The sequence below is a fragment of the Oscillospiraceae bacterium genome (genome assembly GCA_025757685.1).
Classification (GTDB): Bacteria; Bacillota; Clostridia; order Oscillospirales; family Acutalibacteraceae; genus CAG-217.
The window spans coordinates 303726-316365 of record CP107220.1 but is presented as its reverse complement, the minus strand read 5'-3'; the positions used below and the strand labels follow the sequence as shown (position 1 = coordinate 316365).

The following is a 12640-nucleotide window of genomic DNA, read 5'->3' as shown; positions in this document are numbered from 1 at the left end:
TCCGAAAGTCAATGAATCAGCGCCCGGGCCCCGAAGATGGCCAGCAGGCACAAGCCTACGCTCAGCAGCGCATACAAGATCGCCGGTGCCGTGCGCCCGCTGCTCAGCAGGTCATAGGTCTCCAACGAGAAGGTGGAAAATATGGTAAACCCGCCGCAAAGCCCCACCTTCAAAAACAGCAGCAGCGGCTGGGAATTGATTTTATGCCTTTCACACAATGCGGCCAGCAGCCCAATTCCAAAGGCGCCCAGCACGTTGATGCACAGGGTGATAATGGGAAAAGGCGTTTGGCGCACCGGGACCAGTCCAAGCAGATAGCGCAGTATTGCACCCACAAAGCCGCCCAGACCTACAAAAAGTACGTTTATCACGGCCGATCCCCTTTGCTGTTCTTTAGCTGGCGAACCTCGCTGCGAATTTCTTTTTTTCGATGCCGCAGGCGGCTGAACAACCGCACAAGATAATAGAAAGGCAGCAAAACGGGGCATTTTTCCAGCACCGGGTAGGTGTTTTTCATAATGGATACTTTGGGAAACAGGCGAGAGAGAATATAGCGTCCTTTGCCGCCGTGCTCGTCCACTTTCTCCGCCATGGTCTTGCCCTTGCCGTAAACGGTACCGGAAAACATATCGTTCAACAGCTGCCGGCCGTCGTCAGTCAGTTCGCCGCCGGCAAACACCGCCTCCGCCAAACCGATCACCGTTTGGTGAAAGGGGGAGATCCTCATCTTCGCCACCATAGACTCCACATATTTCATGTTCATCTGCGGCTGCTTGGCGCGCAGCAAATACATATCGCAAAGGAATCGAACGCCGCAGCCCTCCATAATATAGTGCTTGTACATATGACCCAGAGTGAACAGATAATTATCCTCCGGGGACATACGGTAGCAGCAGGGATGATCCGGGTCCGGCACCGCATGTTGCCACACCAGCGCCGCCGGAAAGGCAGTTTGCAAATCGGCGTGGTTAAACAACTCCCGATGGAACTCGATCAGGCAGTTGGGTTCTTTGTAGTAATCATCTGACTTGTCCGTAGCCACCGTTAAGGTGAACTGGTGCTCACGCATGATCTTGGCCAGATCGCCGCGCCGATCGGGGTCGAACAGAATATCATTATCGCTCATTTGGCGCATCATGGTCTGGGGATAAAGCGCCCGCAGAACCAAGCCCTTTAAAAACATATAACGAATGTTCTGCGCCTCCAAATCCGCACAAACGGCTTGTCGCTGGCTGTTCACATACAGGGTACGCTGCAGCTCCGTTAAGCGATAGTCGTTCCAACGCTGCAGCTGCTCCGGCGGCAGCACCGCCGCCTTTTCCAGCACCGGCAGCACGGTGTTGTATACCTGCTGGCGATTGGCCAACTGCAACAGCGCCTCCCAGTTCAAATCCGTAGGCAGCGCCGGTTTTTCCTCTTTTAAAGCACAATAGAGCAGGTGCAGCAGACTGTCCTGCAAAAGATCGCCGGTGATCGTCTGCATACTCAGTCCAGCACCCCGGCAGCCCGCAGGGTATCCAGCATTTCACGCACATCCGCCCGAGCTGTATCTGCGTCTACATCGTATTTCTCCGTGAGCGCCGCCACCAGGCTGTCCTCCGTCTGCTCCGTCTGGAGCAGCTCAAACAAAAATGCCGCCGTGGGATTGTTGTGAATCACACCGTTAAAGTGCTTCATGGCCTTGCCGGTAGCAATGGCAAAATCCTCGCCATCCACATGCCCCAGCACCATACCGTCTTTCAGTTTCATTTACCTCGTCCTTTCGTCAAGCAATTTGCTTTTTATCAAATTCACACTAAATAGACTTGCTTTCGAGCTTACAAACTTAGCAATTCTTACTGATAATCTCAATTCGACAAACTAATTTCAATTTCCTTTAAAGTTCTTCCATTTTTTGCTTTCCATGATCGAGGTCCACTTGCACTGTAACCCAAAACGAAATCAGCCGCAGCAGACGAACTTGAAAATAAAATGTCCTCAATTGTCGTCAAATTTTCGACCTTAGTTGAATCAAGCAAATCTTTTCGCAATTTCAACATTCCGGGGCTCAACGATTGTGCTGTTGTTTCATTCACTGTAGTTCCGGATAGCACCACAAAGCCCTCAGAAGTTACCATACCTCGTGCGTTTACAGAACCACTTGTAATATAGAGCACCTCATCATCAATTTTACGACTTGATAAATCTGCCTGGACCAAGGGCTCTAACACTTTATATCCGAGTGCATTGATTAATGTTTTGACATTATCAATAAACTCTTCCATCACGGCTTTTTGTGAGTCTTTTAAAACTGTATTCTGATAAGTGTTTTTAGTTAGCACTAAATACCTTTTGCTCTCTCTCGCAATCTGAACAAATTGATTTTCAAGATATCTAATCATCGCTTTATTTAAGTCTCTTCCCACAAAAATAACAGCAGTATTCCAATAATATGTTTCTTTATCGGATTGGTAGTCCCTAACATGCTGTTTAAGTCTTTCTTGAACATTCTCGGCTTCTCCAATATACACAGAATCCGATCCATCGTCCTCTTTACAAAACAGGAAATAAACGCCCGGTTTAGTAATATCGTCATTATTGCAAGAAGAAAGTTCAACACGCGGAATCTTAACTGCCATTCCATTCCAATTTGACAACTCAGCCGTAATCAAACTGTCTGCCGTTCCATTAACTAGAAACAACTCTATTACCTTTCCATAGGTCATTAAAACACCTTCCCATCAAAATATTATTATGCGGTATAAAAAGGCTGAAAAGTTAAATTATAGTGCCATAAAACACGCTATTGATCATCCATTCTTTTCCACCAGCACCACGGTCTCCACATGGGGGGTGCGAGGGAACAGGTCCACGCCGCAGGCGCGGCGGGCGGTGTAGCCCATGGCGGCCAAAAGCGCCAAGTCCCGTGCCAAAGTTGCCGGGTCGCAGGACACATACACCAACCGCTCAATACCCATTTTATCAATAGCGGCGAACACCTCCGGCGCGCAGCCCTTGCGTGGTGGGTCTACGATGGCCACATCCGGGCGCACGCCCTGGGATGCCAACTGCGTTGCCGCCCCGGCTGCGTCCGCACACAAAAATTCTGCATTCTCAATACCGTTGCGCCGGGCATTCTCCCGGGCGTTCTCCACCGCCTGGGGAACCACCTCCACGCCGATCAACCGGCGGCAGCGATCCGCCAAAGTCAGGCCGATGGTGCCCACGCCGCAGTACAGATCCAGCAGCACCTGGTCGCCGGTCAAGTCGGCAAAATCACCTGCCAGCGCATACAAGCGTTCACATTGGTCGTGATTGACTTGATAAAAAGCATGGGGGCCGATGGCAAAGGTTTTGCCGCACAGCTTGTCCAGCAGTTCGCCCTTGCCCCAAAGCAGCCGATCCCGGTCACCCAAAATCACATTGGTACGCCGGGTGTTGCTGTTTAGCACCACGCCCACCAAACCGGGCACAGCGGCACGCAAGGCGGCGCAAAGTGCGTCCCCGCCGGGCAGATCCGTGCCGTTGATCACAATACAAGCCAGCACCTGGCCGGTAGCCTGGCCCTTGCGGAAATACAAGTGGCGCAGCAGGCCGGTGCCGGTCTCCTCATTATATACGGAAATTTGATGTTCTTCCGCCCATTGCAGGCAAGCCGCCACACCGGCGGAAAAATCCGTACACTGGAGCAGGCAATCTCCGGTAGGCACCACACGGTGGCTTTTATAGGCATAAAAACCGGCTGCCGGTCGGCCGTCTTGCAGCTGCACCGGGTACTGGGCTTTATTGCGATAGCGCACGGTATCGGGCGCTGCCAACACGCCCTCCACCTGCAAATCCAGGTGGCCGATCCGCTGAAAAGCATCGTCGATCCGCTGCTGCTTAAAGCGCAGTTCCTCCGCGTAATCCACCGTGCGAAAGGCACAGCCGCCGCACTGGGCGGACACCGGGCAGTCACTCTCCACCCGATGAGGCGATGGCTCCAGCACCTGCTGCAGCCGGGCAACAGCATAGTTCTTTTTGGCTTTAATGATATGCGCCGTAACCACATCACCGGGCACGCCGCCGCGCACAAAAATCGGCACGCCGTCCTTGCGCCCGATGGCGCTGCCCTCGGAAGTCAGGGCGGTTATATTCAGTTGAATCTCGTCATTCTTTTTGAGTTGCACCCAAATCACCGTCCTTTATCATAGCATAAAACCACAGGAAAAGGAAGTGTTAAAATGAAAAAGGCGGCGGGCAAATTTCCTTGCCTGCCGCACTTTATTTGCAGATTTAACGATGGACGGCCCGCTGCACTGCCTTGACCAACTCCACCACCGGAATCACTGCCAGGGCCAGCGCCATCGACGCACCGTAGGCTGTACCGGACAGAGGAACAAAATCAAAGGCCGCAGCCAACGCCGGCACATACAGCACCACCGTGGACAGCACCAAAGACAGCAACATGGCACCCCACAAATAGCCGTTTTGCCCCATAGAGAACAAACTGGCCCGGCGCGAGCGCATATTAAAGCTATGGAAGATCTCCGCCATAGACAGGGTAAAAAACGCCATGGTCATGCCGGTTTTATGGGCCAGCGGGTCCGTAATACGTACCAGTGCCGCCCAGTCCATTTGTACCGGGCAGGTAAGCAGCAGACCGCTGAAGTAGGCCAGCAGGGTCACCGCCGTTACCAGCAGTCCCTGCCAGGCCACATCGAAGCCCATACCCCCTGCAAAAATGCCGTCCTTTGGATCTCGAGGGCGACGGCGCATGATCTCCGGCTCGCCCCGCTCCATACCCAGTGCCAGCGCCGGGAAGCAATCGGTGATCAAATTGATCCACAGAAGGTGTACCGGCTCCAAAATGGTAAAGCCCAGCAGAGTGGCCACCAAAATGGTGAGCACCTCTGCCAAGTTAGAGGACAGCAAAAACTGAATAGACTTGCGGATATTGTCATACACCCGGCGGCCCTCCTCCACGGCCGCCACAATGGTGGCAAAATTGTCGTCCGTCAGTACCATATCCGCCACGTTCTTGGTCACATCCGTGCCGGTCATGCCCATGCCTACGCCAATATCCGCCGCCTGAATGGCCGGGGCGTCGTTAACCCCGTCGCCGGTCATGGCAGTCACAGCCCCCTGCCGATGAAAGGCTTCTACAATGCGCACCTTATGCTTCGGCTGCACACGGGCAAACACACTGCACCGGGCAACGGCATCGTCCAATGCCCGATCGTCCATTTGGCTCAGCTGGGCGCCGGTGAGCACTTCCCCCTCCGGCTCCAAGATCCCCAGCTGCCGAGCAGTGGCCGCGGCAGTATCCCGATGATCGCCGGTGATCATCACCGGACGAATGCCCGCTTGGCGACAAGCGGCAATGGCCTCCACCGCCTCCGGGCGCACCGGATCCATCATACCCACCAGCCCCAGGTAGCAAAGCCCCTGTTCCAGTGCCTCCGGCGACCGGGCAGACGGCAGGGACGGGTACTGCCTGGTTGCAGCGCAAAGCACCCGTAGCGCCCGGTCTGCCATACGCCGATTTTCGTCCAGGATCCGGCGGCGCAGATCCGCAGTCAAGGGAACCACCCTCCCCTGCTGCCAGGTGTGGGTGCACCGCTTCAGTACCACATCCGGCGCACCCTTGGTGTACTGTACCACGCCTTCCGGGGTGCGGTGGAGCGTCGTCATCATCTTGCGGGCAGAGTCAAAGGGCAGTTCCCCCACCCGGGGGTACTGCCGCTCCAGCGCCGCCTTTTCCAACCCCAGGTCTGCCGCGTCCTGCACCAGCGCCACCTCTGTGGGTTCACCCTCCATGCGGTCCCCGGCCCGGTGGGCGTCCGAACACAGCGCCATAGCGGTCATGAGCTGCTCCGGCGGCACACCGGTGCGGGCGGTAACGGTCATTTTATTTTGAGTCAGCGTGCCGGTTTTGTCCGAGCAGATCACCTGCGTACAGCCCAGGGTCTCCACCGCCGTCAGTCGCCGGATCACTGCGTGGCGGCGGCTCATTTTGGTCACGCCGATGGACAGCACAATAGTCACCACCGCTGCCAGTCCCTCCGGAATGGCAGCCACCGCCAGGGACACCGCCACCATAAAGGTGGACAGCGCGCCGCTAAAGGTCAGCCCGCCTGCCAGTAAGCTGCGCCCTACATCTAACGCAAAGATCCCGGCACAGATGGCCAGCACCAGCAGGGACAAAATTTTAGACAGCTGGGTCAATTTCTTTTGCAGAGGCGTGGCGTTCTGTCCGGCGGTGTTCAGGGCGTGGGCAATGCGTCCCATTTGCGTGTCCATACCGGTGGCAATCACCACAGCACGCCCGCGGCCGTACACCACATTGGCACCCATAAATACCAAATTGCTGCAAGCGGAGGGTGGCAGCGCCTGCCCATCGTCCGGCAAAGGGGCCGCGGATTTTTCCACCGGCTGGGACTCGCCGGTAAGGGCGGATTCCTCCACCCGCAGGCCAATGCTCTCCAGCACCCGGCAGTCTGCGGGAATACGGTCACCGGCAGACAGCAGCACCACATCGCCGGGCACCAGAGTGCGGCTGGGCACGGTACACTCTGCCCCGCCCCGCAGCACCCGAGAGGTGGCCGGGGTCATCTCCTGCAATGCGGCAATGGCCTTTTCCGCCTTGCTCTCCTGCACCACACCTAAGACGGCATTCACCGTCACCACAGTCATAATGATCAGCACATCCGCCGGGAATTCCCGGTGCACTACACACAGCACCGCAGACACGGCGGCCGCTGCCAGCAGCACCAGGATCATCGGGTCGGATAATTGCAGCATAAACCGCCGCCACAGGCTGTCTCCCTTTTTCCGCGCCAGCCGGTTTTCGCCATGTTTTGCCAGCCGGGCAGCCGCCTGTTTGCGGCTCAGCCCGCCGGGGGCGCTGTTCAGCTCCCGCAGCACCCGCTCTGCCGTCCATCTGTATGCCTGCATTGCAGAACCTCCCATTTGAAAATAAAAAGACCCGTATATAGGATCACTACATACGAGTCTGTTTTTTATTCCGGGTGGCGGTTCGTCAGGCGCGAGCCACCATTTCGCCGTATTCTTCCTTGCTTTTCTTAATAAAGGCCGCCACTGCCTCTGCGGTGGGCATAGCGTCCGAGCAACTGTGGGCGGAAATGAGCATAGAGGCCGAGGCGGAGCCGAACTCCAGGCACTCGATCATCTCTTTGCCTTGCAGCAGGCTGTACAGAAAAGCGGAACCGTAGCCGTCGCCGCCGCCAAAGCCCTTGAGCACCACCGCCGGGAAGGGCTTAATGGAGTAATAATTGCCGTCGTTGGTGTAGGCGGTGGAACCGTCTTTGCCGTGCTTAATGACGCAAATCGTCGCACCAAAGGACTGCCAGTAGCGGGCGCTCTCCGGGTCGGAGCCTTTTACGCCCACAATGCCCTCCATCAGATCAAATTCCTCACGAGAGCCCATAATAATATCCGCACCGCGAGCCACTAAGCTGTAATACACAGCAATCTCGTCCTTGGACTGCCAGGTGTACGCCCGATAGTCGATGTCAAAGATAATGCGCACATTGTTTTTCTGGGCCAGCATCATGGCCTTTAAGCAGGCCTCTCTGGACGGAGACTTGGCCAGCGCCGTACCGCTGATCACAATGGCCTTAGCAGAAGCAATATACGCCTCGTCAATATCCTCCGGCGCCAGGCAAAAATCTGCCACATTATCCCGATACATTAAGATGGAGGACTGCTCTTTAGACAGAATTTCCGTAAAAGTCAGACCAATGCACTCGCCGTTCTTGGCTCGGGTCACATGGGAGGTGTCGATTCCCTCATTTTGGAAATACTCCACCACATAGTCCCCAAACTGGTCGGCAGACACACAGCCGCAAAAGCCCACCTTGCAGCCCAGCCGGGCCAGGCCTACGGCAATATTGGCCGGAGAGCCGCCTACATACTTGTTAAAGTTAGACGACTGGGACAGCGGCTTATACATATCCGTGGGGTTAAAATCAATGGCAATGCGGCCGATGGGGATAAAATCCAGCGGTTTGGTTCTGTCAAATTCAATGTACTTCATAGTTCCCTCTCCATAAATTTATGCGCAGGCGACAGGTTTATGCCTTGCCGTCTGTGCCGAAAATCAAAATGTGGCGGTGGGCGTTCTTATACGCCCCCTGCACCTCTGCCCCTTGCAGATCGTAGTAACCGCCGATAGCACCGGCGTCGTAAGCGCCCCGCACCGTCTGCTCCACGCTGTCAAAAGTGGCCGTGGCAATGTTGATCTTTTGGATCCCTGTCTGCGCACAGCGGCGGAAATCCTCCGGCGAAATGCCGGTGCCGCCGTGGAGCACCAAGGGCGTGTGGGTATCCTCGGCCACCTGCGCCAAAATATCAAACCGCAGCTTGGGCGTGGCCTTATAATTGCCGTGGGCGTTACCGATGGCAATGGCCAGAGCGTCCACCCCGGTTTCCTGCTCAAAGCGCACCGCGTCCGCCGGGTCCGTGCAATGCATAGCGATCTCCTCAGAGCCATCCTCCGAACCGCCTACACAGCCGATCTCCGCCTCCACGGCAGCACCGTAAGGGCGCGCCATCTCTATAATACGGCAGGTCTCCGCTATATTCTCATTCAGCGGCAGATGAGAGCCGTCAAACATCACGGAGGTAAACCCCAGTTCCAGCGCCTGGCCGATCTTCTTCTCCGTTTTGCCGTGGTCAAAGTGCACCGCCACCGGCACGCTTGCCTGCCGGGCAGCGGCCACCATCAAGGGACCGATCAGCTCCAGCGGCGACTGGCGCAGCCGCACCTCCGCAATCTGGAGGATCACCGGGGCGCGCAGTTCCTCTGCCGCTTGCAGCACACCCAGCACCATCTCCATATTGGCAACGGAGAAGGAACCAACGGCATAGCCGCCGACACGGGCATCCGCCAGCAGATCACGCATATTCACCAGCATAGGCACACCTCAAATACAAATTCAAAAATGCGATGAGTCGGGCGTAAGCCGAGTTCTGTCTTGGGCAATTATCTATCTCGACGCACGGTTGCCCGTGCGCTCCAGCCATCCTTCGAAGTTTTGTGTCGAGCAAACAACCCTTCAGTCGATGTTGCAGCGGATAGGGTTTACATGGCAGGGAATGTCTCCACCCCCTCGGTGAGCTCTTACCTCGCCTTTCCATCCTTACCGCAAAAGCGGCGGTTTATTTCTGTTGCACTTTCCCTAGGGTCGCCCCCGGCGGCCGTTAGCCGTTATCCTGCTCTGTGCTGCTCGGACTTTCCTCACGCAGTAACCTGCGCGCAACTGCCTGCCCGGCTCATCTTCTCCATTTTAATCCATAGCACCGGGGAATGTCAACTGTTTTTCTGCAGGGCAAGAATTTACAGAACAGGTCTTGCATTTCTGTTCTTTTTGTAATACTATGGAGCAAAGAAAGGCAGGTAATCGGAATGCCCAGATTTGAACAGGAAGGCTTTGACCCCCGCCGTCGGCGGGAGAACGACGCCCTGGACCGCACGGTGCCGGAGGAAGACCGGCATTTGGACCCGGAAGTGGACCTGGATTTTAACCGTCGGCAGCGGGATGTGATCGACCGGCAGGACGAAAGCGGGATCAACCCTTGCGACTATCGGGACCCCTACGCCCCCTCGGCACCGTACAACCAAAATAACGACTATGACCCAAACGGTTACATAGAGCCACCGGCGCCGCCCCGCCGGTTTGAGAGCGAGCGCCCGGCCGATTTTTATACGGACCGGAGCAACACGCCTACGCCCACGCGTGCCCACCACCGGGAGCGGACAAGCCGTGATCCCCGCACCATGGGCCGCAGCCATACCCCCACCGACAAGCACGGCAAGCCGCCAAAAAAAGGCAAGGGCAGCAAAAAGGCAAAAGTGGGGCTAAGTATCTTTTGCGTGCTGCTGGCGCTGATTTTCATTCTTGTGGGCTGCGCCACCGGCGTGCTGGGCAAGATCACCTATAATGCGCACAAAGAAAATGAATATGTGACAGCATCGAATCTAAAGAGCGACCCGCGGGTAAAGAATGTGCTGCTGCTGGGCGTAGACGCCAGACCCAAAGACAAGGCCAGCGCCTCCCGCAGTGACACCATGATGCTGATTTCCGTGGACTCTGTGCACCACACCATTAAGATGACCTCCTTTTTGCGAGACACCTGGGTGTATATCCCCTGCAAGGATATGAGCCAACGGCTGAACGCCGCCTGCCAGTACGGCGGTTACAGCGGCGTGGTAGACACCATTGAATACAACTTCGGCGTAAAGATCGACAACTATGTGGTCGCGGACTTTGAGATGTTCCAGGTACTGGTGGACGCCATCGGCGGCGTAGAAGTGAAGGTGACCAAGGCGGAGGCCAAGGAGGTCACCGGCCACCCCAAGCGCTACGGCAATGTGAAGTTAGAGGCCGGCAAGCACAACCTGACCGGCAAGCAGGCCCTGGCCTACTGCCGCATTCGCAAGATCGACACGGACTTTGTGCGCACCAAGCGCCAGCGCACGGTGATGAACGCCATTATTAAGAAAATGAAGTCCTCCAACCCCTTTACCCTGTATAAAATGGCCAGCAACGCCGCCCCGTATATTGAGACGGATATGACCAAAAGCGAACTGTGCAGCTTTGTGGCCAAGGCCGGCAGCTGCGCCACCAGCACCCACCAGGCCCGGGTACCTTTCCCGGACACTTGGTGGTATGACACCATCAACGGCAACTCCGTCATCGCCATCAATAAAGAGGAGAATAAAAAGCAGCTGATCGACTTTATCTACAACAAGACCTCCGAACAGCTGGACAAAGAAGAAGCCGCAGCAGCCAAGAACTGACTGCTGCGTGCAAGGACACCACGGTCATCGGCCTTTATAATACCAACGACCATCGCTTTTGGTACGACGACCTTTTGTAATAATGCACCGGTAAATAGGAAACGCCCTTTGTTTCACTTAAGAAACAGAGGGCGTTTTTTATTGTTTGGTAGGGGCGGATCGTATCTGCCTGCTTTTATCCCCTCAGTCGCATAAATGCGACAGCTCCCCTTGATAAAAACAAGGGGAGCCGTATTGTGTATAATCAGCCTCCCTTGTGTAAAGGGAGGTGGCAACGCCGCAAGGCGTTGACGGAGGGATTGGCGGGCAGCAATGACAAGAATGTATTACTTCTTGGTGGTCACGCTTTTGGCCTTACTCCACCCGGAGTAGAGTTTTACATTTTTGCCGTTCACCTTGACGGTTTTATAGGTGCGTACCCGCACATAATACTTCTTCTTGGCAGACAGCTTACCGACAGTCTTAGAAGTGGTCTTATTCTTGCTGATCGTCACCGTCTTGGCTTTCTTAAACTTACTGCTGGTGCTGTACTGCACCTGGTAGCCGGTAGTTTGCGTCGCCTGCTTTTTCCAAGTGACCTTAAAGCCTTTCTTGGCAGCTTTCACCTTAGACACGCTGGTGCCCTTGGGATTGATGTTATAAGTCATGGACTTACTGCCGCTGTAATTGCCCTTAAGGGTCACTTTCACGGTGTATTTGCCCACATTCTTCATGCCCTTGGGATAGCTGATTTTGTAATCCGTACCATTCTTCAGGGCCTTGCCCTTGCTGTTTTTTACAGTCACGCCGGGGCGCTGCACCTTACCGTTATAGGTATAGGCGGTTTTGCTCAGCTTAATATTGCTGACCTTGTAGTAGGTCTGCGCTGTCTTGGTATACCGCTTACCGCACACGGAACAGCGATAAGTATACACCCGTTTGCCGTCCTTCGTGGTGGTGGCCTTGGTTAAGCTGTTGCCAACTCGCGCATACCGATGGGCACCGTACGGCAAGGTCAAAGACAGTACATTGCCGCCGGTAGAAGTATAAGTCATACTGCCCAGCTGTTTACAAGTGGCCGCCTTATAGGCGGTTTGGGTATAACTGCCGCCGTCTGTATAATCCTTAGCCAGCGCTTTAAAATCCCACAACACATTATAATCCGGCACGCCGGCGGCCATATCACCCTCGGCATACTGCCAAATATCCGCATACACGCCGGTTTTGCCAATCTGCACCGGGGCGGAAAAATCAGTGGTTTTTGGCCGCCAGTTGGCGTACCACAGCTTATAGCCCTTGCTATGCAGCGTCTGCACATTCAAATAATTGGCAAACCAATTCAGGTTGGCGTAAACCATCGGGGTGTAGCCCGCTGCGCGAATGGCGTCGCAAAAAGTAATGGCGTGCTGAATAATGGTCTTTTTGTTGCTGTTGTCCAGGATCAGCTGATCCTCCAGGTCATAAGCCACCGGCAGCACAAAATACTTGTACTTGCCCTTCATCTGAGCCAACACGCTCTTAACATAATTGGCCTCAATCGTGGCCTCCTTGGTATTGAACGCATAGCTGTAATGGTACACGCCAAAGGGCACGCCCGCTGCCTCCGCCGCGTTCACATTATCCCAAAACTGCGGATCCAGGTGGTCGTTGCCGTAGCTCATACGGATCATGGTAAAGGTCTTACCCGCCTTCTTCCATGCGGTGTAATCCACACCTTTTCCGTTATGCTGAGACACATCGGTGCCAAACGCCGGCACCGTAGTGGCTGCCCATACCGGGAACACGGTAGCGCACATCAGCACCAGGCACAACAGAGCGCAAAACAGAGATTTACATTTTTGTTTCATATCACACCTCGTTTGGGTTGTTTATTCGGCC

The 12640-nt window shown here is 55.2% G+C and carries 10 protein-coding genes and 1 other RNA gene; 1 reads left to right on the top strand and 10 read right to left on the bottom strand.

From position 1 onward, the window contains the following. Positions 1-8: 8 nt before the first annotated feature. The 9 genes from crcB to rnpB all read right to left on the bottom strand — a co-directional run bounded on the left by crcB (position 9) and on the right by rnpB (position 9258). The gene (gene crcB, locus OGM59_01370) at positions 9-371 is read right to left on the bottom strand and encodes a fluoride efflux transporter CrcB (GenBank protein UYI91146.1); all 363 of its coding nucleotides are present in this window, start codon (positions 369-371) and stop codon (positions 9-11) included. After that, entirely contained in the window at positions 368-1483 is a 1116-nt protein-coding gene (locus tag OGM59_01365) for a nucleotidyltransferase family protein (protein UYI91145.1), read from the bottom strand. Before OGM59_01365 ends, crcB begins: the two co-directional genes overlap by 4 nt. A gap of 2 nt (positions 1484-1485) precedes the next feature. Then, a complete protein-coding gene (locus tag OGM59_01360; GenBank protein UYI91144.1) occupies positions 1486-1749 on the bottom strand; it encodes a PqqD family protein in 264 nt (87 codons plus the stop codon). A 98-nt stretch (positions 1750-1847) separates the two neighbouring features. Next, complete coding sequence (locus OGM59_01355; GenBank protein ID UYI91143.1) at positions 1848-2705, bottom strand: GIY-YIG nuclease family protein; 858 nt, start codon at positions 2703-2705, stop codon at positions 1848-1850. Positions 2706-2789: 84 nt separating this feature from the next. Beyond that, a complete protein-coding gene (rlmD, locus tag OGM59_01350) occupies positions 2790-4148 on the bottom strand; it encodes a 23S rRNA (uracil(1939)-C(5))-methyltransferase RlmD (protein ID UYI91142.1) in 1359 nt (452 codons plus the stop codon). A 106-nt stretch (positions 4149-4254) separates the two neighbouring features. After that, on the bottom strand, positions 4255-6915 hold the full coding sequence (locus OGM59_01345; GenBank protein ID UYI91141.1) for a cation-translocating P-type ATPase: 2661 nt from the start codon (positions 6913-6915) through the stop codon (positions 4255-4257). Positions 6916-7000: 85 nt separating this feature from the next. Further along, entirely contained in the window at positions 7001-8017 is a 1017-nt protein-coding gene (gene iolC / locus OGM59_01340) for a 5-dehydro-2-deoxygluconokinase (GenBank protein UYI91140.1), read from the bottom strand. A 37-nt stretch (positions 8018-8054) separates the two neighbouring features. Continuing rightward, complete coding sequence (locus tag OGM59_01335) at positions 8055-8897, bottom strand: class II aldolase (GenBank protein ID UYI91139.1); 843 nt, start codon at positions 8895-8897, stop codon at positions 8055-8057. Between the two features lie 29 nt (positions 8898-8926). Further along, an RNA gene (rnpB, locus tag OGM59_01330) (RNase P RNA component class A) lies at positions 8927-9258 on the bottom strand. A gap of 130 nt (positions 9259-9388) precedes the next feature. Here rnpB and OGM59_01325 point away from each other — a divergent pair. Further along, entirely contained in the window at positions 9389-10783 is a 1395-nt protein-coding gene (locus OGM59_01325) for an LCP family protein (protein UYI91138.1), read from the top strand. Between the two features lie 326 nt (positions 10784-11109). Here the strand turns inward: OGM59_01325 and OGM59_01320 are convergent, their stop codons facing one another. Then, on the bottom strand, positions 11110-12609 hold the full coding sequence (locus OGM59_01320) for a GH25 family lysozyme (GenBank protein UYI91137.1): 1500 nt from the start codon (positions 12607-12609) through the stop codon (positions 11110-11112). Positions 12610-12640 lie beyond the last annotated feature (31 nt).

What these genes read in the sequence shown, in the direction of transcription:
- OGM59_01355 (UYI91143.1), bottom strand. Translation starts at nt 2,705, where the DNA reads ATGACCTATGGAAAGGTAATAGAGTTGTTTCTAGTTAATGGAACGGCA.
- iolC (UYI91140.1), bottom strand. Translation starts at nt 8,017, where the DNA reads ATGAAGTACATTGAATTTGACAGAACCAAACCGCTGGATTTTATCCCC.
- OGM59_01365 (UYI91145.1), bottom strand. Translation starts at nt 1,483, where the DNA reads ATGCAGACGATCACCGGCGATCTTTTGCAGGACAGTCTGCTGCACCTG.
- OGM59_01360 (UYI91144.1), bottom strand. Translation starts at nt 1,749, where the DNA reads ATGAAACTGAAAGACGGTATGGTGCTGGGGCATGTGGATGGCGAGGAT.
- OGM59_01345 (UYI91141.1), bottom strand. Translation starts at nt 6,915, where the DNA reads ATGCAGGCATACAGATGGACGGCAGAGCGGGTGCTGCGGGAGCTGAAC.
- OGM59_01325 (UYI91138.1), top strand. Translation starts at nt 9,389, where the DNA reads ATGCCCAGATTTGAACAGGAAGGCTTTGACCCCCGCCGTCGGCGGGAG.
- OGM59_01320 (UYI91137.1), bottom strand. Translation starts at nt 12,609, where the DNA reads ATGAAACAAAAATGTAAATCTCTGTTTTGCGCTCTGTTGTGCCTGGTG.
- OGM59_01335 (UYI91139.1), bottom strand. Translation starts at nt 8,897, where the DNA reads ATGCTGGTGAATATGCGTGATCTGCTGGCGGATGCCCGTGTCGGCGGC.